We start from the raw sequence: 22303 nt of genomic DNA on the forward strand, positions 1-22303 counted from the left end.
TCGCGGAGACGCGCCGCACAATCGCAGAGTCGCGCAAGCTGCTAGAAGGACTAACCGACACGTCAGGCCTTAAGTGGGTAGCACCGGCCCAGTAGTGTTCCACCGGATGAACTCGACTTCCCTTCCGGTCACATCCCGCACGGCTTTCAAAAGCACCTCATGTAAGACGCGTGTCTGTCTGTAGTGGTCGCAGAGCGGCGATATGAACGGCTTGACGATGCTCAGGTGCAGCGCTTCCGCTGCCACCAGAAAGCGCTCGATTCAACCTGTGATAACTGCTTGGAAGGTTTCGATCGGGCCATTTGTGCGAACTCCGTTTGAGGGGATCGCCGCAACGGAAGGATTATATTCCTCATCGCCATCGGGCTGGCAAGCGACCGTAGTCGGCCCGATCAAGCAGCCGAGCATCGAGCGCGAGCATCAGCGGCTAAAGCGACCTAGCACCCGGATCGACCTTTCTTGATTTGTGAAGCCTTGGCTTCGGCAGCAAGGCGTTGTTCTCGAAGTCGGGCAGTTTTTGTATCTCGCGCCTCTCTCTCGGCCGCGTTAGCAATCTTTGCCTCACGGTCTGCGCGCTCCAACCGGTCTTTGTCGACGCTCCGCTGGGACAGTTTGGCCTCCTGCAGAAGAACCTTCAATTTACAGTTTGCTAAAATGTTCCCATCAATTTTGTCGCCCTGAGGGAGCAGTGACGGCCTTCCGATGTTCTGCTCCGCCAGGGGAACCGAGCGCGATCCAAACCTCCTTTTCGGAGCGTGTTCCAGTGGGTCCGCCCCCACTGGCGGGCAGAGGCGGACCCGGCCGGGGCTTGGAGCCTCGGCCCGGCAGCGGGGGACGCTGCCGCCATTTCCAACCCGCCTCGACATATCAGGTTCCGCTAATACATAAAAAAGCCCCCACCGTTCGGCAGCGGGCCAAACCTTGGATGGAAATCAGATCACCAGCAGGGTTCGAACATTGGCCAATTCACCGGTCCTGTCCCGTGCCACTGAATGACGAAGCATCCTTATGGGCCGGAACTTTGATGCAATAGCGAAGTTCGAGAGGAGATATTTTCGCAGCAGGCACGCAATGAACGGGATCGTAAACGACATCCTGGCCGAGGTGGCAGAGATACTTCCGTCGCTATCACCGGACGAAAAAGATTTGCTGCCGAAACTGCCAGTCGACGCGCCCAATTTTCCCAACGACCTGGAACCGGTGATTCGAGCGGAGAGGCCACCCCCGGAGCAGAAAGCAGAAACCGCAGACCGTCACTGCGACGGGAAGCCGCCTCAAGGCGAAGCCTGATGTCGGACGACGGGCGGAACCGAGTTCGGGAAGGCGCGTTGCTCACCAGCGCCACGTCACGAAAGGCCGGAGCAATGGCGGACAATCTATCTCGCAGGCAAGAACAGCGTGGCACGCGAAGACTCATGGCGTGGGGCGTGGCGGTTATCGCCGTCCTTTTTCTAGGCCTGATAGCATTCTTTGTACTCACGCCTTTATCGAACGGCTCTTGGCAGACGGCACCGTTCAAGCGTGCTCCTGAGCAAAACCAGGGCGGTAATGCGCCAGCGGACACGTCACCCAGCCCAGGCGTGAAAAAAGACCCTCAGGAAAATACTGAAATGCCCGAGCAGCAGTAGTGGGGTTGGGAACAAATCCGCACCGGTCTGGAAAACTTTTTTCGGGCTGCCGGGCGATTTTAACAAAGAACCCGCCCGCCGACCTTTCCCGCGCGGACCTTCTGGTAATGCTCCTACGAGCGGCCCTGATGCTCCGAAACGTAACCCAGCGCTTGACCCGAGGGTCCAAGAGCCCCTGTCGGGCGTGGCGGAAGAAATGGGGCTCAGGAGGGCGGACCATCCGAACGATAGTGGGCGATTGGCTGTCGCTAATGCGTATCTGCCGGTTCCGCATGCATTGGACGAGGACAGCACTGTGGAAGGAAACGCATGATCAACGCACCATGAGCGCGAGTGACCCTGAGATTGACTGTCAGGAGGCGATGGGCCGGCTTTCAGGTCATCGTGGGCTGAATGCTGGAGGGCCGATATCCCGCACGAGCGCCGCCCGTGACATCAAGCGGCGGCTCGGCGAGGAAAGCGACGTAGAAGGCATAGGCATGATCATGGTGCTTACATTCGTCGCGACCAGGCACCCACCTCATATCGGCCGACCACCACGCTTGCGCTTGCATAAACCTCTGCGCGAATTCGATCTTGAAGCGTCTCGGGACCGAGTTCTGAAGCTGTGATAACGCCCATCTGCTCCATGACCGGAGCCATGATCGCTGCGAGATCGGAGATCAGATCAATGCCGCTCAGACTGTCTGATCCACCTCCGGCTAGAGCACTTACCGCCATGCTAGGGGCCGGCAGCCCGGCTTTGAGGAAGGTCGAATGGAGTTGCAGGCCCATGTTTGGGTTGGTCCCTACCCGACGAAATGTCTCAACGATACATCGAAAGCAGTTGTCGTAGGTCGGGACGGAGGGAAATGAGGCAGCGCCGGTCCAATCGACTTCGTGGAATACTATCACGCCGCCGGGAGCAAGATGCCGCGCAACGCCCCTCAACATTTCGACGGGATCGGGCGAGAACATTAATACGTATCGGCCCACGATAGCGTCGAACGATACATCGAAAGTGAAGGTGGCAGGATCACATTGGTGGAAGATTACATTCTCCAAACCACGTTGCGCGGCTCTCGCCCGAGCAGCGTCAAGAGCCTCCGCCGACCTGTCAGAGCCGATGACAAGACCTGTGGGTCCGACAACATCAGCCGCGAGAAAGGCGACATCCCCGGCGCCGCTCCCCACGTCAAGGACATGCATTCCCGCTCGGAGACCAGCTCGCCGCAGGTAATTCCGTGTCATCGGGTCAACCAATGTCGCCTGCGTCGCAAGCCTTTTCAGTTCTCTTTCCGAATGCCCCAGTTCGTATTCGTGCTGACGTTCGCTTGTCATACTGGTGTCCCCCCGGATGAAAAAGCACAACAAGTTAGAGCTCGAATGCAGGCCCTTGGCGCACTCTAAAGCCGAGCGGCTCATCTGCACTTTAGAGATGTCTAACATAAATGGCGGCTGAAAGGGTGTCTAGGCGCATCCTCATTGGACCTCCCAGAAGTCCTTCAGCGAGGCGAACCCGCCTTGGCGGCCTAGCACGACAGGCTTTTCGAAAGCGGCTACATCCTGAGAATCGACCGCTATGCATCAACCTGGGACAGTCCAAAGGCAGGTCAGCAGCCTTCCGTGGTCTTTTTCATCTGACCAGGAGCAGCCGAGTTAGCATCGGTGTCCTGTTGACCTGGGGCGGCCTGCTTGGCGCTGCCAGTTTGTTGACCCGGAGCGCAGTCCTTGGCGGAGTTCGAGTTCGTTCCACTCGTGGTGGTCGAATCCGTGCCCTGATCGGTCGTAGTGCTCGGCATGGTCTTGGTTGTCGAGGTCGACGATCCGCCTGTGGTCGTGTCGGTCGATTGCGCAAATGCGAGGCCAGTTGACAGTGCCATAATGGCTGAAGCGAAAAGAACCTGTTTCATGATCAACTCCATTTCGGAATGTCCCTTTGGTACCGAACTTCGCTGCGGCACGACGGTTCCAAGAAAAATGGGCAATCCAGAGGTCCGCACCTGGGATTGCCCTATGGCCCGCCACTGGGAAGCTCTCTGCCGTTATCTTCAACGAAGACCTGTCTTCCGCGATCACACCATAGGCTAACGCGGTCACACGGGTCATAATCCTGCTACAAAGTGGTCGATTCCTCAGGGATGTAGCCGCTCCAAGAGCCCGCCGCAGGTCGCCCCCGTGGCGGGCTTTTCAATTGCACGGTCGAGTTGGGTTCTCGGCACTGCGATGATGAGAAAGCCCCGCAGTGGTGGTAAGCCCGTATTTATTGCCTGGTTTCCCGGCTTTAAACAGCTGACTTCGCGGTGTGCGGATTCGGGCAAAAGCCGGATTCTGCCTGATGAAGGCGGAGCCGAGTCACCACTGTCAAACAGTGGGTGTTGCGATCCCCTCAAGCGCAATTATCCTGGTGTTGGCGCAACGCTTACGGATTTCGATAAGGCGCGCGTATTCCGGCGAATTGTACCAGCCCATCAATGACGTCATGTCGGGAAATTCGATAATAACCAAACGGTGTGGCTCCCAATCACCTTCCAAAACCTTGGTCGCACCGCCACGACCTAGATATTTCCCACCATAACGCTCCTCGGTGGCCGGCACATCCCGCCGGTATTCCTCGAACACGGCAGCGTCCTTTATGTCTACATCCGCGATCAGATAGGCGGCCATTTGCGCATCCTTCTTCTCAACGGCGCCCGACCCTTGCGTTCCACTCCCAGGGGGCGGCGCCCGTCGGTCAAGACGACTCTCTTCAGCGCTTCAACCGGCATTCGCCATGCGAAGTCAAAAGCCTGTTACAATCCACGGGTTGGAGTCGTATCCGAGGCGCGGCTCTGCCTTTGCGCCGCTATCTTGCGATTTGGCGGTTCCGGTGACACCGCAGTCCAGATTTGGAACGGGCTTCTTGGCTGACGGGTTGGTGGAACACAAGGCGGCGGCATCACTGACCGCCACCTTCTTTTCCTTGGCATCAGCGACACCAGTCGCAGCGAAAACCACAGCCGCGCAAAATACAGCCACTCTCATTGGAACCCCCTTTATTGCACCCGATAGATGGTCCGACATGACGTAACGTCATCTCAATATTAGCACTAATGAATATATTATCTAGCCCCTTGCCATCAAAAGCAGGCTGAGAGCCAGGCTTGCAGCGCGACCGCCAAAACCGGTGCCGATCTGGACACCAGCCGGCATGAGTCGCATTCTGCTCGTGGGGAAGGATGTGGATCGACAAAACACAGGGGCTGATCAGGCCAAACGCTAGCGGGACCGGACCCTGCGCGGCCGCCGGAGGCGTCTGTCGCATAACGTCGTGTCGTGGGCGCTGATCCTGATGGCGATAACCATTCTCGGTGGTCTAATCGCGCTCAAGGCGTACAAGTAAGCAGAGCCCCAGCACGCGAAGCTATCAGGCCACAGCCTAGCCGCTGCCAAGCAGCGGCACGGTAACGGTTGTCGCGTAGTTGATGGGGAAGGAACTGAAGTAGGGAAAGTCGATGACGAAGGCATAGGCCGCGGTCAGATGCGCCATGCGGAAGCCGCCGCTCACCGGGTCGATGGCGATGGTGACGTTCACGTCCTTAAACCCCAAGGCCTGCAATTTCTGCGTGGCGATCGATTGAATGTCGGCCTGGGTCAGCGTGTTCTTAAGCTGCAGCGAGCGCGCTGACGTCTCCAGCGTATAGCGAACACTGGAGACCGAGTGCATCGACCAGCCAAAAGCGAAGATCCCGAACAGCAGCATGACGAGGAAGGGGGCGATTAGCGCGAACTCCAGCCCGGCCCCGCCCGATCGATCCTGCCGGAACGCGCTTACCCTAGCGGACACGGATCATCTCCTGGTGACCGATTACAGTGGAAGTGGCAAATGGGCCGAAGGCAATTGGCGGCACCCAGGTGCCCGATGCCTGTATCTGGACATAGACCGCCGGCACCTTCGGCCCACTGCACATGGTGGACACGTCGACCACCGTCGCCCCGCACATACGGATGCGGCTTAGCGTGACCTGACCGTCCTCCGGCCGATTTTCCCAGCTCGCAATGGCAAGAGCTTGGGTCGCCGCATCATCGGTCGATCCGCTCATGACCAGGTTCGCGGCGGTCTTCACACCGGCGCGCATCGACAGTGAACTCGTTACGTAGGACCAGCCGTCCAGAATACCAAGCAGCACCAGGCACAGAATGGGCAGCACCATCGCGAACTCGACCGCCGCAACGCCCGAATCATCGCCAAGGTTCGGCATCGATCGGCGCCCCACGGGGCTACTCGGAAAGTGCCACGGACCGCGCGGCTGGAATGTTGGGCACTCCGAGGCTTGAGCAATCCTGATTGATGGTTGAATTACCGGACCATTGAATCGTATTGGCGACGACCCTGGTGCAGCCGCCCTTGCCCGAGAAGTTGCCAAGATAGTTCACTTGCTGCTTGGGGAAATAGATCGCCCCGGTCAAAAGCGAGTCCGCCGTGCCGTTGAATGTGCTGGATGCACTCATGCCGGTCCTGTCGCCGTAGAACAGAACGCCTGAGTAGGTGCCCGAAGTCGCCGCGCTGAGGTTCACGGACGCATTGCCATTCATGCTGACAGTCGAGCTGCCCGACATGAAGATGGTCACCCCGCTGCCAGTGATGGCCGCATTGGCGTTTATCTTGAAACTGCCCTGGACGACATAGACGCCGGGCGAAAGCGTGACATTGCCCTTTAGGTTCATGCCGCTGCAATAGGTGCCTGGACCGAGCGTCGCCTTGTTGTCGTTCTGGCAGGTGGTCCCGGCCACCGGGGCCGGCAGGTCGACAAAGGGATCGCCGGCAGGCAGTGCCTGGGTGATCGGGGCCGCGCAGACGGTCCTGACGGGATTGCTGAGAGAGACACCGCCCGCCGATATCAGGCAATCGGCCTGCAGACCGGCCGAGCCCTGAAGCTTGATGGCGTCCGAGGCGATCGAATTGGACATGACCGAGCAGCCGCTGAGCTTAACGCTGGTACTGCCGGAAAACAGCACTGCCTGCGAAGCGGATGGATCGAGCGCGAGCATGCAGGCACTCGAGGCATCGGTAATGACGGCCACCGCCCTCGCCTGTTCGGGAACCTTTTCCTGTGTAAAGATCAGGGTGAACATCCGGTCGAGCTTCTGGCCTACGATCACCTCGACCGCTTTTTTTGCCGTATTCGGTCCGGACGCTGGGGGCGTATTGACGACGATCGTGCCCGAGCCCAGTCCGTTCGACGCCGCGGACTGGGTCGCGGCCGCGACGATCGTCGGCTTGTCGGAACCCGAGATCTGTTCGAGCGCACCGGCATAAGCGGCTGCATCGGCCGTCGCCTGCAATCTCAGGCTGTTGTAGTACCAATAGGAGGTCTCGACGCCGAAGCCCGCAGCGCCGACAACGACCGGCAAGGTCAAGGCAAAAATCGTAGCGACATTCGCGCCCGTGCTGCGGCGCATGGCGTCCATTACAAGCCGAACACGGGTGAAGCTACTCAAGGCCATGGTTTAAATTAGAAAGCACGCATAGATGAACGAATGGCTAAAAAGTTCGTTGCATTTTTGAGCAGTGGTCCATTGGCTTCAAAAAAGAAGTGTTTCGCTGGCTGACCAACGCGCAAGCGCATCGATGTCTCAGAGTGGGCCGCCCCTCAAGGCCGGCGGGAAATTGCCGGATTCGCAGCCGAGACCGCGCGAACAACGACCGGGTCTCCGAAAAACACACCGGAGTAAGCGTATTTACAAATTACTGATGCATGTGTGGAGGATGGAGGTTCAGGATTTGCTTCAAGCGGAAAGAATTGGCATCGACTCCGCGACCGTATCAGCCAACATCTCTCGCTGCACGGCCAGGAAAAACCTGCGCACTTCATCGCTGGCTGCCGTTCTGTCCCTGCCGGATCCGACCACAAGATCGAGCAACTCCGACGCTTTGGCCCTCCAGAAGGAGGTGGCGGTCTCGCCATGCAGATTGCCGAGCTTGGCAGCAACCTCTCGAACCAAGAATACCTGACGGTCGATCGGGAATGCACGAACTTTTTCTGGAGACATCTTCCGAACCATGAGACTGATGCAACGAATCAACCACTGCCAACAAGCAATGGCATAGCCGGGAAGATGGAAACGGAAGCTTAACGGCGCCGACGATGGTGCATCCTGGTGCAGTCATCGCGGACGAGACCCGCGCAGGCGCGTGCGAGATCCTCATGGGCGTTCAACCGCGTTCGTTGGCGTGCCAATCGAGCCAGGCGAAACGGGCGACGGCCTTACGCCTGGAACGCCCTCGCCTCACCGCCGCGCTTGCGCGGCGTCATCATATCCCTGGCCATCAGTCCGCTCGCCCGGCAAAACGCCATGAAGGCCCGGCACGCATCCTCGGTCTTGACCACGTCCACCGTAGCGCCAAAGCAGGCGTTGAACGCCTTCTGATAGATCGGGCCCTGACGGCGCACAGGCCAGTCCTGGAGAAAGTCGAGCGCCTGTTCGACGCCGTAAATCTCCTCGACTGGCAGGCCGGGCGCGGGTGCGATGCGCACCGGCACCTCGAATTGCAGTCTGTCCATTTCCTATCTCCCGAACTGGCGTCACCGAGGCAACGCCATTCGTCGTCAAAAGTTGCTTTGCCGGGCTTTTGGTCCAGAAATGTGTCGTCACTTGGGTCGCTGGACCGCCACGTCGCCCAAAACAATCACGCACCGATGATATGCCTTGGGCGACACGTGCTCACTGGTTCGCCAGATCTGTCTCCGCGCCGAAGGCCATGCGAATGGCGGCAATCTGGACGGAGAGGAACGTGGCAGCCGAGGCCGCGCGCGACAGGGTTTTGAATGTCTTGATGCGTTGTTGCATTGAAATGATCCGGAAAAAGACGCGCCGCGCGACCGCTGCGCGGCCGACAGCCGCCGCACGATCACGACGCAAACAGGAATAACGATGAGGTGAAGGGTACGGTTCTGGACCGCTCAGGCCGTGATGGTCGGCGGTGCGCGCGGCTGGTTGGTGCGCGCCCCGGGAACCGAGGCGGCCCCATATCCCGAAACCATCGCTCTTTGCGATGTTCCTTCGGCCCAAAGAAAAACAGCGTCAGGGACCGGAAGCGCGGGATGGCCGCCGGCGAACTTGACCAGGAGCGGACGGCCGGCACGAACTTCCAGCGCTTGCGCCTTGCCGGTGACACGCAGCAGCGCCGCCACCTCGCCCGACCGCTCGACACCGACACTGGCACCGCTTGGCGCAGACCCCGCAAAGGCTGACGCCGCCGGCAGGCCGAAGCACAGCATCGCCAGCAGCACCATGCGCATCAGGCATGAGCACGCTGCCGTCAGCGGCGCTTCAGGCCATCCGGTTTGCCTGGCCGCCCCGAAGGGACGCGATCTCGAAAACATCACCCGCCCTAACGCACCACGGCCGGAAAGGGAAGCAAACCGGGCAAAAACCGGTAAGACATCGCCGATGCGAGGCAAATATCCGGAAGCGCGCGGCTGCATCAAACAGTTCTTCCTTGAACCTTTTGCCCTCAAGTGCCAAATCTGGGGAAATTTTCACGCTGGCTCTCCTGCAGAGCCCTACCCGCTACACGGACAGAATGGTCACCTATCTCGACGCCGCCACGGCCCCGCTCAGAAATACCGGCCAGATCCGCCTCTATGGCGAGGACGGCTTTGCCGGCATGCGCAAGGCATGCGATCTCACCGCACGCTGCCTCGACGAGTTGGTGCCGATGGTCCAGCCCGGCGTCACCACCGAAGCAATAGACCGCTTCGTCTTCGAATTCGGCATGGACCACGGCGCGCTGCCGGCGACGCTCAACTATCGCGGCTACACGAAATCGTCCTGCACCTCGATCAACCATGTCGTCTGCCATGGCATTCCCGACAACAAGCCGCTCAAGGATGGCGACATCGTCAACATCGACGTCACCTACATCCTCGACGGCTGGCACGGCGATTCTTCGCGCATGTATCCGGTCGGCACGATCAAGCGCGCCGCCGAGCGCCTGCTCGAAGTCACTCATGAATGCCTGATGCGCGGCATTGCGGCGGTCAGGCCGGGAGCCCGCACCGGCGCCATCGGCGCCGCCATCCAGACCTTTGCCGAAGGCGAGCGCTGCTCGGTGGTGCGCGACTTCTGCGGCCACGGCGTCGGCCAGCTGTTCCATGACGCGCCGAACATCCTGCATTACGGCAGCGCCAATGAGGGCGTCGAGATGCGGCCAGGCATGATCTTCACCATCGAGCCGATGATCAATCTGGGCAGGCCGCATGTGAAGGTTCTGTCGGACGGCTGGACCGCGGTGACGCGCGACCGCTCGCTGTCGGCGCAGTACGAGCACACGATCGGCGTGACCGACACAGGGTGCGAGATTTTCACGCTGTCGCCCAAAAAGCTCGATCGCCCCGGCCTGCCGGCCTAGCGGCGCATCTACCCGGCAGGAGGCCGTCTATGCCGACTGCAAATCCGCAGCATTCGGCAGGTCGATGGTAACGACCAGTCCGCTGGGCTGGTTGTCCTCCAATTCGATCCTGCCGCCGTGCCCCTGGACGATGTCGGCAACGATCGAGAGGCCCAGACCGAAGCCATGCTTCGATGCAATGCCGCGCGACGCATCTTCCTTGAAGAATGGTTCGAAAACACGAGCACGTGCCGTCATCGGAATACCCGGCCCGTCATCCCCTACCGTGATGCGCGCCGCCGTGCCGGTCGCCGTCAAGGCGACCGTGACATTGCCAGCGAATTTGACCCCGTTGTCGCAAAGATTGGCGATGGCACGCGCCAATGCATTGGGCTTGCACCAGCCCAGGAGCCGGTCCGGCCCGGAATATGAGACAGGAAATCCGACATCGGAGAATTCGGCGCAGACGGTTTGCAGAACGCTGGCAATGTCGGCGCGCTGCAGCTTCTCCGTCGAAACATCGTTGCGCAGATAGGTCAGGGTCTCGTCGATCAAGATTTCGATGTGCTGGACATCGGACAGGATTGCGGTTCGGATTGGGCCATCATCCATACGCTCGGCGCGAAGCCGCAGCCGCGTCAACGGCGTGCGCAGATCATGACTGACGCTGCGCAACATGCGCGTGCGATTTTCGATCATGGTGCGGATGCGCGTCCTCATCCTGTTCAGGGCGCGCGCCAAGCCCACCATTTCAATGGAGCCGTGTTCGACGAAGAGCTGTTCGCCATTCTCGATCTCGGCCGAACCGACTGCTGCCGAGATGCGCTTCAATGGATCCGTCACGGCCCAAACCGCAAACAGCCAGATCAGCACGGGCAAGGCGACGAAAGCCATGAACCTGTAGAACGAGGCACGGACGAGGCCCGATGTCAGCCAGGAATCGGGCATGCCGAAATGGGCCAGGACGTCCTGCTGGTCCAAATCGATGACAAATGCGTATCGGCCGCCGATCCTTAGCCAGCGTCCATCAACCGTCCCCCTGTCGATACGCAAAAGCCATTCGACACTTCGCCATTGCAGATAGGACTGGGGAATGCCGCGTATCTGGTCCTTGGGCAATATCTCGAAATCAAAGCCGGCCCGCTTTGCTGTCGCCAGAATTGCCCCACGCGCCTCCGCCGGCGTTTCTTGCAACAAGGCAGCAACAACGGCCGCACGCCTTGCGTTATCTTCCGCGGCGGGAAGGTCGACGTTCTCCATGAAACTCTCGACGACCGAACCGACGAACATGATCACGATCACCGCGATGAAAATGATCGCCACAAACTGCCCACGCACGGACTGTGGCAAGAAACGGCGGATGAAACCCTTCATGCTTCCTCCACCGTCGCGGTGAAGATGTAGCCACCCAACCGAACGGTCCTCAAAAGCACCGGATCGCGCGCATCCTTTTCGATCTTCCTGCGGATTCGACTGATATGGACATCGACGCTACGCTCGATAGGCCCCGCGAGCCCGGCATGGGTTACGCCCAGAAGCTCCTCGCGAGAGAGAACCCGTCCTGCATTGCGACAAAACGCAAGCAACAGGTCGAATTCATGCGTCGTGGTCGTAACCCGCGCATTGTTGGGGTCATGCAATTGCCGTCGTATGGGATCGAGGCGCCAGCCGTTGAAACGAAGCACCTTCGACCAGTCCCGCTCGTCTGGAGTATAGGCTGTACGGCGCAGCAGCGCCCGTATCCTGGCCGTCAGTTCGCGCGCGCTGAACGGTTTCGTCACATAGTCGTCCGCGCCGATTTCCAGCCCGAAGATGCGGTCGATTTCCTCACCGAGCGCGGTCAGCATCAGGATCGGAATGTTGGTTCCGGCACGAAGACGGCGACAGATGTTGAGACCGTTTTCGCCCGGCAGCATGACATCGAGCACGATGAGATCGAATTTCTGGTTGCGAAGCGCGGCATTCATCTGGACGCCGCTCTCGGCAATTTCCACGATCATGCCGTTGTCGGTGAGCGTCTCGCCCAGCATGCGTGCGATCTCAAGATCGTCTTCGACAATGAGGATGCGCGAACCTTGCCTTGCCGACCTGCATTCGGCGCTCAAATCGCTTTGGTGCCGTTGCTGTGCCATTCCGGAGTTTGTCTAGCCTGCATTTGGTGCCTGGGTAGGCGTCAGAACCGATATCCGACGAGAAGCATCCCAGAAGGCTGGATCTTTTCGACGACAACAGGGCTGTCGGCAGCGTCACCCAAGAGAACGCCGACCCCCGCTTCGCCGCGCACCATCCAGTTCTCGTCGAGCATATATGTGGCGGAAATCGAAAAATCGGCGCGCTTCAAACCGGCGCCGGCATCATAGCGCGCCAGCCCCGAGCGAGCCGATTGTTCGGGCGTGACGCCAAAATAGGCCTGCATGTAATTTTCGTCGGCAAAGACGGCGGACGCGCTGGCGCCGATCATCAACGATTGAGACAGAGGCCGGGTCACCTCGATCCCTACCCTGCCCTCCAGGCCATCGCTGCCGCCGATGGTCTTGTCCAGTTGCGCGAATATTTCGGCCGGACCGAACTTCGCCGCCGCCTTCACGCCGACCGTCGCGCCCATGTCGACGTCCCCCAAGCCGCGCAGATGGTCGGAGTCGTCTTCCTTGCGGCCCATCTCATAGCCAAGCCGAGCGCTGAATGCGAACGGTCCTTGTTCATAGACGGCGATGTTGGCACCTGTCGGGTCGATCGTCACCGTGTCGAGGAATGTCGCCGTGACGAAAGGCACCGGCATGATCTTGAACTCATCGCTGCCCTCGTATTTGGGGACGATGATGGCGCCGCCGCCGAGCACGACATGCCAGTCGGACAGTTTCTGTTCGAAGCGCGCGAAACGGGAAGGCTCGGGCGGCAGGGTAAAATCATCGGAATTCACCGCAATGGCGTCTGCCGCCAGCGCGCCCTCCGAATGCGTTGAAAACAGGATTGCCATGGCCGCGAGAGATGCCCGGCCGGCAAATAGTCCAGAGTCAATTTTGGCGAACATGCGCGCTCCAGTATAGCGAGGCCACGAGCCTCCGATGGCGCCAACATGTCAGGTGAAAGTGGCCGCATGCGTTAAGTGATGTTAAGTTTTGTTGCGCAATCGTGGTTTCATCTTGCCGTATAGGGAAGCCATAGACTGACAGCGGGAGCTGCCACGATCTGCCGTGGATCGTCTCGCGATCGGGGAACAGAACTGTTTCAATCCAGGCCAGAACAGCTCTAATGTCTGCGCTGGAGCAATGTAGGCGGTGTATGGGGAACACAAGCGACGACGACGAGCGGAGTTTCTTCTCCGAAGCGCCGATGCGGCCTGCGGCGAAAGCCAAGGCGACGCTCGACGAAAAGCCGCATTACCTCGGCCATCGCGACCGCTTGCGCGAGCGCTTTGCCCTGGCGGGTCCGGATGCCCTGCCCGATTACGAACTTCTGGAACTTCTGCTCTTTCGCCTGATCCCTCGTGCCGACACCAAACCGGCGGCCAAGGCGCTGCTGGCACGCTTCGGCACGCTGGCCGAAGTGCTCGGGGCGCCGGTTGGCCTCCTGCAGGAAGTCAAGGGCATTGGCCCTGCGGTGGCGCTCGATCTCAAGATCGTCGCGGCAACCGCGCAGCGCATGGCGCGCGGAGAGGTGCAGAGTCGCGAAGTCCTCTCGTCCTGGACACAGCTTCTTGCCTATTGCCGGTCGGTCATGGCCTTCGAGGCGCGCGAGCAGTTCCGCATCCTGTTCCTCGACAAGAAGAACGCGCTGATCGCCGACGAGGTTCAGCAGACAGGCACCGTCGACCATACGCCCGTCTACCCGCGCGAGGTGGTCAGGCGCGCCCTCGAACTCTCGGCCACCGCCATCATCCTGGTCCACAATCACCCGTCAGGCGACCCCACACCCTCACGAGCCGATATCGAAATGACGAAGGAGATCATCGAGGCGGGCAAGCGGCTGGGCATCGCGGTGCACGACCACATCATCATCGGGCGCAAGGGATACGCCAGCATGAAGGGCCTGTTGCTGATCTGACGGGCCGGGGGCATGCCACGACCGTCCGATCAAGCCCGGGCGATCGAATGAAGTGCAGGAAATTCGCTTGCACAATCTTTTGCCAAAAAATTTGAAAATTGTTCAATCTTGGAAAGAGGAGCCCAGTATCCGCTCTATTTCTGGATTAATCTTCCAATCTATAAGAATTCTCTCTTTGATTTTTAGAAGATAATTCCGTTGAGGCATCGCATTTTCGCTGCTACCGTTTTGAAACGCTTCAATTGGAACTCCGCCATTGCAACGCAAGCGCCCGACCATAGCGGATGTCGCACGAACCGCCGGTGTCTCCATCGGCACGGTGTCGAACTTCATCAATGGAACGGCCAGCCTGAGGGAAGGCACGCGCGACCGCATCGAGAAGGCGGTTGCCGCGCTGATGTATCGGCCGAGCTCCTTTGCGCGCTCACTGCCGGGCCGCGCACCACGCAGGCCAAAGAATCTCGACCATCTGCCAAGACTTCTGGTCGCCGGTAGGGTGAGTGTCGACTTCCTGTGCCGCGTCGACGTGCTGCCGCATCGCGACGACCGGATCACCGCCAGCCACATCGACAAGGCGTTGGGTGGCCCCGCGGCCAATCTCGCGGTTGCCGCCGCCGGCATCGGAGCTCCCTACGCGCTGGACGTTGAGCTGGCGACAGCGGTCGGCCAGGATCCAGAGAGCGATTGGGCGCTCGGCGCGCTTTCGAAATTGGGGGTCCACGCCTTGCCGATCCGCAACACGCCCAACAACCGCCTCTCCCAGGCGATCGTGATCATCGAGCGCAACGGCAGCCGGACGATCATCAGCGAACCGTTCGAGCTTGGCGAGGTCGACCTGACAGCCAATCTGGATATCCAGCCCGAGCAACGTTCGGCCTGCCTTCATATCGAAGGCTTTCACTACGAGACGATGACCGCGTCCATCGCGCGCTTTCATCAGGCGGGCTGGAAGGTGAGCCTGCATTCGGCCGGTCTTCCCAAAAGCGTCCGCACGCCGGAAACCTTCTCGCAGATGGTCAAACAGATCGATCTGACCTTCATCAACGATGTGATGATACGGGAGATCTTCGACTTTCGCAGCCGCATGGCGACGACGATCGAAGAGGTGCGGCTGATGCTGTCACGCATCAAACAACGGGGAACGGTCGTGCTCACCCTCGGCGAGTTCGGCGCCGTCGTTTTTCCGGCGAATGGCGGTCCGCAGATCGAGGTGCCGGCGCTGCCGGTCAATCGCGTCGACGCGACGGGCGCCGGCGACAGCTTTGCCGGCATCTTCCTTGCCCTTTGGCTGCATGGCGCGTCGCTGGGCGACGCCGCGCGCTATGCGGCAATCGGGGCGAGCCTGACGACAACGGTCGAAGGCGCGCAGGGTTACATCGCAGACTTTGCCACGCTGAAGGCTGCGGCCCTGGCGAACAATGCCGTGATAGCCAGTTAAAACAATGGCTTATCGACGTTCGACCTGGCGCGGAAAACCGCATCAACCGACGAAATCAGGAGAGTATGATCATGGCGAAAACAAAAGTCCTTCTTGTCGGCGAAAGCTGGGTGAGTTCGGCGACCCACTACAAGGGGTTCGACCAGTTCGGCAGCGTCACCTTTCACCTGGGCGCAACACCCCTGGTGGACGCTTTGAAGGGCAGCGAATTCGATCTCGACTACATGCCCGCCCACGAGGCCGTCGAGAAGCTGCCTTTCACCATGGAAGGGCTGTCGCAATACAGGGCGATCATCCTGTCCGACATTGGCGCGAATTCGCTCCTGCTCCACCCCGATGTCTGGCTGCACGGCAAAACGGTTCCCAACCGGCTCAAGCTCCTGCGCGACTGGACGCTGGCCGGCGGCGGCCTGATCATGATCGGCGGCTATTTCAGCTTCCAGGGCATTGACGGCAAGGCGCGCTGGCATCGCACGGCGGTCGAGGAGGCGCTGCCGGTGACCTGCCTTCCCAATGATGACCGGCTCGAAATTCCGGAGGGCTTTCGTCCTGAGATCACTGGTTCCAGAGACCACCCGCTTTTTGCCGGCATCGAGGGCGAATGGCCGCTGCTGCTCGGTGCCAACGAGGTCATCGCCCGTGATCGCGACGATGTCGAGGTCCTGGCGCGGCTGCCGCAGGACCAGGGCGGTCATCCCCTGCTGGTCACCGGGCGCCATGGCGAAGGGCGTACGCTGGTCTGGACGTCGGACATCGGTCCTCACTGGCTGCCGAACAGTTTTGTCGAATGGCCTGGCTACGCGAGGCTTTGGACCAACGTGCTGCGCTGGGTCAGCAACGCCTAGCCGATCCGCAATCGTCGGGGAACCCGTCATGACAGAGCCCTTTCTTGTCGCCAGAAACATCGCCAAGCGCTTCGGCGCTCTGACCGCGCTGGCAAATGTCGATCTGGAGATCCGCTCCGGCGAGGTGCTGGCGCTTCTCGGCGATAATGGCGCCGGCAAATCGACCTTCATCAAGATCCTGGCAGGCGCTCATCCGCCCAGTGGTGGGGAGCTTGTGATCGAGGGCAATCCGGTCGCCTTTCACTCGCCCAAGGATGCCGCGGCATCGGGGATCGCGACGATCTTTCAGGAACTGGCGCTTTCGGAGAACCTGTCGATCGCAGAAAACGTCTTTCTCGGCCGTGAATTGAAACGCTCCATTTTGGGCATTCCGTTCCTGAAGCGCAAAGAAATGCGCCAGCGCGTCGACGGCCTGCTGAAGGAGCTCGATGCTCATATTTCCGATCCAGAAGCGCCCGTAGGCAGCCTGTCGGGCGGCCAACGTCAGGCCGTCGCAATCTGCCGGGCGCTCAATCTGAATGCCAGGCTGGTCATCATGGATGAGCCGACCGCGGCCCTTGCCGTTGCCGAAACGCGCAAGGTCCTGGCACTGACACGGCGGCTTGCCGCGCGCGGCTGTGCCGTTGTGCTCATCAGCCACAACATTTCCGAGGTCTTCGAGGTCGCCGACCGCATCGTGGTGTTCCGGCGCGGCCGCAAGGTGGCCGAACGGCTGGCCGCCGATACCGATCACGAGGAAGTCGTTTCGCTCATAACAGGCGCTCATCCCGACGTGCGGGCGCTTGAAAAAACAAACTGAAACGCACGTCATTTCCAGAGAGGTTCAAACACAATGCTTTCACAGCTCAAGAAAGTGCTCGCCGCTTCCGCACTGTCACTCGCCATTGCAACCGCGGCGCATGCCGCGGACAAACACAAGGTCGCCTTCGTTCCGCAATTGATCGGCATCCCTTACTTCAACGCCATGGAAGCCGGCGGTAATCGCGCCGCCAAGGACCTGGGCGTCGATTTCATCTATTCCGGTCCCGTCGACACCAATCCGGTCGACCAGTTGCAGATCGTCCAGAACCTGATCGATCAGGGCGTCGAGGCGATCTCGGTCAGCGTCCTCGATGCCTCCAGCATCGCACCCGTGGTCGAGAGCGCCAAGGCGAAAGGCATCAAGCTGTTCACCAGTGACAGCGACGCGCCCGACAGCGGCCGCGCCGTCTATGTGGCGCAGGCGACCGACGAAGGCCTCGGCACAACCATTGTCGACGAACTCGTCAAGCGCGTCGGCGAGGACGCAACCATCGGCATCGTCTCCGGCGAGGCAACGGCGTCCAATCTCAACGCCTGGATCGGCTTCATGCAGAAGCAAGCCACCGCCAAATATCCGAAGCTGAAGCTGCTCGCGCCGCAATTCGCCGGCGGCACCGCCGAACGCGCCGCGCAAATATCAGGCGATCTGATGGCGGCCAACCCGGACATCAAGGCCATCATCGCCGTCGCCTCCTCGACATGCCCGGGCGTAGCCCAGGCCATCGAAACCGCAGGCAAGATCGGCTCGGTCATCGGTGCCGGCTATTGCAGCCCGAACACGGCACGGTCCTACCTGAAGAGCGGAGCCTTCGGCTTCACCGTGCTCTGGGATCCCGAGCAACTCGGCTATCTCACGGTCTGGGCCGGCAAACAGCTGATCGACGGCAAGAGCTTCGAAGCGGAAAACAAGGTCGCCGGCCTGGAAAAGCCAGTCACCTATGATGCCGCCAAGGGCATTTTGCTTCTCGGGCCGCCGGCTGTCTTCACCAAGGACAATGTCGACAAGTTCAACTTCTGAGCTCTGAGATGAACGTGGTGCGGCAGTTTGGAAACGGTGTCTTCTCCATGAGCGGGCGGGAGTGGTCTCTGCTTGTCGCCTGTTTGCTGGCGATCGTCATCTTTTCTGTCGCATCGCCGCACTACGCGACATCAGGCAATGCAGCCACGGTCTTGCGCAACAGTGTCGAGTTGCTGCTGATCGGCCTTGGCATGACCCTGCTGCTCGCCATGGGCGGCATCGATGTCTCGATCGGCATCGTCATGGGTCTGGCGGCGATCGCCATTGGGCGCGTGCTCGGCGCCGGCGGCAATCCGCTGCTGGCGCTCATTGCGGGTCCTTTGGTCGGTGCGGTGCTGGGATGCGTGACCGCCGCCGTCGTTGTCCTCGGCCGCGTTCCGGCAATTGTCGGTACACTCGGCCTGCTCGGTGTCTACCGCACCGCCGTCTTCGTACTTCTCGGAGGGCAATGGCTTTCGGGCCTGCCCTCGAGCCTTACAAATCTTCTTGCAACCAGCGTGCTCGGCGTCCCCGTCCCTGCCCTGGTGATTGCCGCTGCCTATCTGGCCGTCTGGCTGGCGCTGCGGCGAACCCCTTATGGGCTGCATCTGCTGGCGATCGGCAATTCGGAGGAAAAAGCGCGGCTTTCTGGCATCCCAGTGATCAAGATCCGCTTCATGACCTTCGCCATCAGCGGTGTGCTGACTGGCATTGCCGCCACGTTCTATGTCGCCACCTATCGCAATGTGGAGATGACGATCGGCAGCACGCTGGCGCTCGACGCCATTGCCGCGGTCATTCTTGGCGGCACCAGCATATTGGGCGGCAGATGCAGCCTGATCGGCACCGTGCTCGGCGTGCTTCTGCTTAGAATCCTGCAAAACGGTCTGCTGCTGATCGGTGTCCCCTCCCTTTGGCAGCCTGTCGTCACCGGCGTTCTCATCATCGGCGTGCTTGGCTTCGAAGCTGTTTGCAACCGATTGCCGCTCGGCAGATTTCAACGAGCCCGCGCATGAAAACGTTCCGCAACCTGCAGGGCCCGGCCCTTACCCTGGCTTTGCTCTGTACGCTTTGGCTGATCGTCATTGTCGGCCTGCTGGCGCTCAAGCCGTCTGTCTTCCATCTCGGCACTGTCACCACCATTCTTCAGTTCTCGACGATCCTGGCCCTGGTCGGCCTTGGGCAGGGATTGGTCATCATGGCCGGTGGCGCCGGCATCGACCTCTCGGTCGGCGGCGCGGTCTCGCTGTCCGCCATCGTCGCGATGCTTTGCCTCAAGCTGGGATTGCCGCCGGTCCTGCTGCCCGCCGTCTGCATCCTGGCCGGCGCGATGCTCGGTGCCTTGAACGGATGGCTGGTGAACGGGCTCGCGCTTCTCCCCTTCATCGCGACGCTCGGCACCTTCTTCGTCTATTCCGGCGCTGCACTTGCCATTACCGGCGGCGCGGCCCAAGCCGGCGTGCCCTCCTGGCTGCTTGTGTGGGGGCGCGGCGTCGTCATGGGCATTCCCCTGCCCTTTCTCACCCTTGCCATCCCCTGCTTTGCGCTAGCCGGTTTGGTGCTGCTCTCGACAGCGTGGGGGCGCTGGATCTACGCCATGGGCTTCAACGAACGCTCGGCCAGGCTGGTCGGTATTCCGGTCGATCGCGTTCGCTTGGTCCTCTACGCCTTGAGTGGCGCGCTCGCCGGCGCCGCGGGACTCGTCTCGATCGCCTGGCTCGGCAGCGGCAGGCCCAATATCGGCCAGAACCTCGAACTCGAATCGCTGACTGCGGCCATGCTCGGCGGCATCGCCATCACCGGCGGGCGTGGCGGCGTCGGCGGCGTGTTCGCGGCCGTCCTGCTGCTGGTCACGCTGAAGACCGGCCTTCTGCAATTGAACATCAACACGGTTTGGCAGGTGGGGATTGTCGGCGCCCTTCTGGTTTTCGTCCTTCTCGCCGACCGACTTTCCCAACGTTGGAGATCATGATGCCGTCCATGGAAGAGATCATTGCCGCGCGCGTCGAAGCAAGCGCTGACCGTATCGTCCAAACGCTGAGCGATCTCGTCGCCTTCCCCTCGATCGTGAAATCCGATCCAAAGGAGGCCGGCCCCGGCGAGCGTGATTGCCAGCTCTATCTGCAAAAGCGGATCGAGGCGCTAGGCTTCTCGACCGATCTTTGGGACCCGGACGGCCCAGCACTCTACGAAAAATACAAGGGGCGGGCCGGCGCCAACAAAGGCAGGACGTTCGAAGGCCGGCCCAATCTCGGCGGCGTCTTGAAGGGCACGGGCGGCGGTCGCTCCATCATGCTGACCGGCCATATCGATGTCGTCCCGCCCGGCGCCGCCGGTCACTGGACGACCGACCCGTTCCAGCCCGTCCTCAAGGACGGTTTTCTACACGGCCGTGGTACGGTCGACATGAAAGGCGGCGTCGCCTGCATGCTGATGGCCGTCGAGATCCTGAGGGGACTCGACATTCCCCTGTCCGGAGACGTCGTCTTCACCACCGTGGTCGATGAGGAAATCGGCGGCATGGGGTCGCTGGCCATGGTCGATCGCGGCTTTCACGCCGACGCCGGCATCATGACCGAACCGACCGCGAACAGGATCGCACCGCTCTGTCACGGCATTCTGTGGGGGAAGATCATCATTGACGGCATAGGCGGGCATGCGGAGCTGACGCCCAATGCCTGGTATTCGAGCGGCCCGGTCGATGCCGTCCAGCTTTGCCGGCAGATCCTCGACGGCATCGACATCCTCAACCGGCGCTGGATGTTCGATCCCAGAAAGAACCATCCGTTGATGGACCTGCCCAACCAGATCATCGTCACCCAGATGAGCGCCGGCGAACATCCGTCCTCCATGGCAGGGCGCGGCGAGATCATCATCGACGCTCAATATCTGCCGAGCGAGCATGACGAGTTCAAATTGGGCGGCAACGTCAAACGCGAAATCGAAGAGCACATAGCCAATGTCTGCCAGGCAGACCCTTATCTTCGCCAGCGCCCTGCCCGCGTCGAATGGATTCTCGACGCCGACTGCGCCGAGATCCCAGCGGACAATCCCTTTGTCGGCGTCTTCCAGGAGGCCGTCAAAGAAGCCAATCTCTCGCCGGTCCTGAGTGGCTTTGGCGCGCACAGCGACATCGGCCTGCCGACCGGACTCGGCAACACGCCGACCGTCAATTTCGGTCCCGGCGACCCCGCGCAGGCGCATCAGCCGAACGAACGCGTTTCGGTGCGCGATCTCGTCGATTGCACCAAGGCAATTGCAATTGCCGTCGAAAAATGGTGCCGCTAGCGGGCAGACGATTGGCAGTGCGACAACGCAGCATAGGGGCCATGGCCCTTCGACAGGAGCCGCAGCTTCTGGTCATCGACCGGCGGCGGCACGCCCTCGAGTTCCCGCCATGCGGCAAGTGATCGATCTTTGCCACACTGCAGGCATGGTTGCGCCCCTGCCTGGTGACGTCGTCGCGTTCTGACACCCGGCGAGCTTGCGCACGTGATTTGAGCTGAACGCCTGTGCAGCAAGCCGTGCCCGTTGCGGTCCGTTCACGGCGGATCGGTGTTGCAGCTGCCGGCTACCTGGTTGACCGCTTCGCCGAACCCGGCGAGGTCGAAATCGGCCTCGCCGCGCCCCGCCAGCAGCCCGAACCGCCAGGAAAGCTGGAGCCGGTTCGCGGCGACAAGGCGCCTGATGCCGTCGGCTCCATCGCGCACCAGCATCCGGCCGCGCGGCCCGACCGACCAGCTTTCATCGAACTTGCTCTCCTGATCGACCGTGATCGACATGGTGATCTTGCGGCTGGCCGAAACAGCGTCGTTCAGTTGCAGCCATTCAGTCCAATGCGGCTCGCCGTTTACCCGGCAGGCAATCGTCAGGATCGGGCTGTAGCTCAAGGCACCGCCGCCGGTGATCAGCTTGTTGGTGGCATAGAGCGAGGCCGTGACGAGGCCGTCTTCACTCGTGCCGAACCGCCAGTTGTCAGGCACCGTGCCGGCCTGGGCAATGCCGCAGACCGAGACAAGCATCAGCGCGATTGCCGAAGCGTGTCCCAATTCGACGAACAGTCTCAACACGCCCTCCAACAACCAAGCGGCTTGCAATAGAAGCGCAGATAATGATCAAAGCTTGGTCGCCACAGGCCGTCGCGTGCGAAGCATGGCGGCTGTTGCAGTTTGGCAACGAAAAAGGCCGCCTCGACGG

General features: G+C 60.8%; 26 protein-coding genes and 1 pseudogene. 11 read left to right on the forward strand and 16 right to left on the reverse strand.

Translation table 11 applies throughout. From position 1 onward, the window contains the following. Window positions 1–69: 69 nt before the first annotated feature. A pseudogene (locus NKI21_RS10980) lies at window positions 70–302 on the reverse strand (hypothetical protein). A 769-nt stretch (window positions 303–1071) separates the two neighbouring features. Between NKI21_RS10980 and NKI21_RS10985 the strand changes: the two are divergent. Together NKI21_RS10985 and NKI21_RS10990 are read left to right on the forward strand one after the other, a co-directional pair. Then, window positions 1072–1290, forward strand: a complete 219-nt coding sequence (locus tag NKI21_RS10985; protein ID WP_352440221.1) for a hypothetical protein — start codon at window positions 1072–1074, stop codon at window positions 1288–1290. Window positions 1291–1328: 38 nt separating this feature from the next. Then, complete coding sequence (locus tag NKI21_RS10990) at window positions 1329–1628, forward strand: hypothetical protein (protein ID WP_245273186.1); 300 nt, start codon at window positions 1329–1331, stop codon at window positions 1626–1628. Between the two features lie 492 nt (window positions 1629–2120). Here the strand turns inward: NKI21_RS10990 and NKI21_RS10995 are convergent, their stop codons facing one another. The 11 genes from NKI21_RS10995 to NKI21_RS11045 form a co-directional block, all read right to left on the reverse strand. Further along, window positions 2121–2948, reverse strand: coding sequence for a class I SAM-dependent methyltransferase (locus NKI21_RS10995; protein ID WP_164892885.1), 828 nt, complete (start codon window positions 2946–2948; stop codon window positions 2121–2123). Window positions 2949–3220: 272 nt separating this feature from the next. After that, window positions 3221–3520: a hypothetical protein gene (locus NKI21_RS11000; protein WP_127297149.1), complete on the reverse strand. Its 300-nt coding sequence runs from the start codon at window positions 3518–3520 to the stop codon at window positions 3221–3223. A 451-nt stretch (window positions 3521–3971) separates the two neighbouring features. Then, the gene (locus NKI21_RS11005; RefSeq protein WP_023810464.1) at window positions 3972–4274 is read right to left on the reverse strand and encodes a DUF1330 domain-containing protein; all 303 of its coding nucleotides are present in this window, start codon (window positions 4272–4274) and stop codon (window positions 3972–3974) included. A gap of 114 nt (window positions 4275–4388) precedes the next feature. Further along, window positions 4389–4631, reverse strand: coding sequence for a hypothetical protein (locus tag NKI21_RS11010; RefSeq protein WP_081734816.1), 243 nt, complete (start codon window positions 4629–4631; stop codon window positions 4389–4391). 394 nt (window positions 4632–5025) lie between these two features. Next, complete coding sequence (locus NKI21_RS11015; RefSeq protein WP_023810463.1) at window positions 5026–5433, reverse strand: TadE/TadG family type IV pilus assembly protein; 408 nt, start codon at window positions 5431–5433, stop codon at window positions 5026–5028. After that, window positions 5423–5848, reverse strand: coding sequence for a TadE/TadG family type IV pilus assembly protein (locus NKI21_RS11020; protein WP_050592670.1), 426 nt, complete (start codon window positions 5846–5848; stop codon window positions 5423–5425). The genes NKI21_RS11015 and NKI21_RS11020 overlap by 11 nt, the downstream gene beginning before the upstream one ends. A 19-nt stretch (window positions 5849–5867) precedes the next feature. Further along, on the reverse strand, window positions 5868–7049 hold the full coding sequence (locus NKI21_RS11025; protein ID WP_081734815.1) for a pilus assembly protein TadG-related protein: 1182 nt from the start codon (window positions 7047–7049) through the stop codon (window positions 5868–5870). A 327-nt stretch (window positions 7050–7376) separates the two neighbouring features. Continuing rightward, window positions 7377–7652 (reverse strand): DUF6074 family protein, encoded by a 276-nt coding sequence (locus NKI21_RS11030; protein ID WP_502895166.1) that lies wholly within the window; start codon window positions 7650–7652, stop codon window positions 7377–7379. A 203-nt stretch (window positions 7653–7855) separates the two neighbouring features. Further along, window positions 7856–8152, reverse strand: a complete 297-nt coding sequence (locus NKI21_RS11035; protein ID WP_352440220.1) for a DUF982 domain-containing protein — start codon at window positions 8150–8152, stop codon at window positions 7856–7858. A gap of 160 nt (window positions 8153–8312) precedes the next feature. Next, entirely contained in the window at window positions 8313–8438 is a 126-nt protein-coding gene (locus NKI21_RS11040) for a hypothetical protein (protein WP_352440219.1), read from the reverse strand. Between the two features lie 113 nt (window positions 8439–8551). Continuing rightward, the gene (locus NKI21_RS11045; RefSeq protein WP_352440218.1) at window positions 8552–8974 is read right to left on the reverse strand and encodes a hypothetical protein; all 423 of its coding nucleotides are present in this window, start codon (window positions 8972–8974) and stop codon (window positions 8552–8554) included. Window positions 8975–9174: 200 nt separating this feature from the next. On the opposite strand from NKI21_RS11045, the gene map reads away from it, so the two are divergent. Then, window positions 9175–10002, forward strand: a complete 828-nt coding sequence (gene map, locus NKI21_RS11050; protein WP_013532002.1) for a type I methionyl aminopeptidase — start codon at window positions 9175–9177, stop codon at window positions 10000–10002. A 27-nt stretch (window positions 10003–10029) separates the two neighbouring features. Here map and NKI21_RS11055 read toward each other — a convergent pair whose 3' ends face one another. From NKI21_RS11055 to NKI21_RS11065, 3 genes are read right to left on the reverse strand one after another with little or no spacing between them, the layout of a single operon-like run. After that, window positions 10030–11355, reverse strand: coding sequence for a sensor histidine kinase (locus NKI21_RS11055; RefSeq protein WP_352865562.1), 1326 nt, complete (start codon window positions 11353–11355; stop codon window positions 10030–10032). Continuing rightward, window positions 11352–12113, reverse strand: coding sequence for a response regulator (locus tag NKI21_RS11060; RefSeq protein WP_352673733.1), 762 nt, complete (start codon window positions 12111–12113; stop codon window positions 11352–11354). Before NKI21_RS11060 ends, NKI21_RS11055 begins: the two co-directional genes overlap by 4 nt. 41 nt (window positions 12114–12154) lie before the next feature. Then, window positions 12155–13012, reverse strand: coding sequence for a MipA/OmpV family protein (locus NKI21_RS11065; protein ID WP_352720278.1), 858 nt, complete (start codon window positions 13010–13012; stop codon window positions 12155–12157). A 251-nt stretch (window positions 13013–13263) separates the two neighbouring features. Between NKI21_RS11065 and radC the strand changes: the two genes are divergently transcribed. From radC to NKI21_RS11105, 8 genes are all read left to right on the forward strand, one after another. After that, a complete protein-coding gene (gene radC / locus NKI21_RS11070; protein ID WP_023810452.1) occupies window positions 13264–14025 on the forward strand; it encodes a RadC family protein in 762 nt (253 codons plus the stop codon). Between the two features lie 256 nt (window positions 14026–14281). Further along, window positions 14282–15463 (forward strand): carbohydrate kinase family protein, encoded by a 1182-nt coding sequence (locus tag NKI21_RS11075; RefSeq protein WP_023810451.1) that lies wholly within the window; start codon window positions 14282–14284, stop codon window positions 15461–15463. Window positions 15464–15534: 71 nt separating this feature from the next. Next, on the forward strand, window positions 15535–16308 hold the full coding sequence (locus NKI21_RS11080) for a glutamine amidotransferase (protein ID WP_023810450.1): 774 nt from the start codon (window positions 15535–15537) through the stop codon (window positions 16306–16308). 28 nt (window positions 16309–16336) lie between these two features. After that, window positions 16337–17107: an ATP-binding cassette domain-containing protein gene (locus tag NKI21_RS11085; RefSeq protein WP_023810449.1), complete on the forward strand. Its 771-nt coding sequence runs from the start codon at window positions 16337–16339 to the stop codon at window positions 17105–17107. Between the two features lie 33 nt (window positions 17108–17140). After that, window positions 17141–18127: an autoinducer 2 ABC transporter substrate-binding protein gene (locus NKI21_RS11090; protein WP_127293279.1), complete on the forward strand. Its 987-nt coding sequence runs from the start codon at window positions 17141–17143 to the stop codon at window positions 18125–18127. Window positions 18128–18174: 47 nt separating this feature from the next. Further along, window positions 18175–19122, forward strand: a complete 948-nt coding sequence (locus NKI21_RS11095) for an ABC transporter permease (protein WP_352865566.1) — start codon at window positions 18175–18177, stop codon at window positions 19120–19122. Then, window positions 19119–20078 carry an ABC transporter permease gene (locus tag NKI21_RS11100; RefSeq protein ID WP_128303348.1) on the forward strand — a complete coding sequence of 320 codons (960 nt, stop codon included), beginning with the start codon at window positions 19119–19121 and terminating at the stop codon, window positions 20076–20078. The genes NKI21_RS11095 and NKI21_RS11100 overlap by 4 nt, the downstream gene beginning before the upstream one ends. After that, window positions 20078–21394, forward strand: coding sequence for a M20 family metallopeptidase (locus NKI21_RS11105; protein WP_352673740.1), 1317 nt, complete (start codon window positions 20078–20080; stop codon window positions 21392–21394). The genes NKI21_RS11100 and NKI21_RS11105 overlap by 1 nt, the downstream gene beginning before the upstream one ends. Window positions 21395–21648: 254 nt before the next feature. Here NKI21_RS11105 and NKI21_RS11110 read toward each other — a convergent pair whose 3' ends face one another. Further along, window positions 21649–22173 (reverse strand): hypothetical protein, encoded by a 525-nt coding sequence (locus tag NKI21_RS11110; protein ID WP_023810444.1) that lies wholly within the window; start codon window positions 22171–22173, stop codon window positions 21649–21651. Between the last annotated feature and the right edge of the window lie 130 nt (window positions 22174–22303).

Source organism: Mesorhizobium sp. M0715 (assembly GCF_040320355.1).
Taxonomy (GTDB): Bacteria; Pseudomonadota; Alphaproteobacteria; order Rhizobiales; family Rhizobiaceae; genus Mesorhizobium.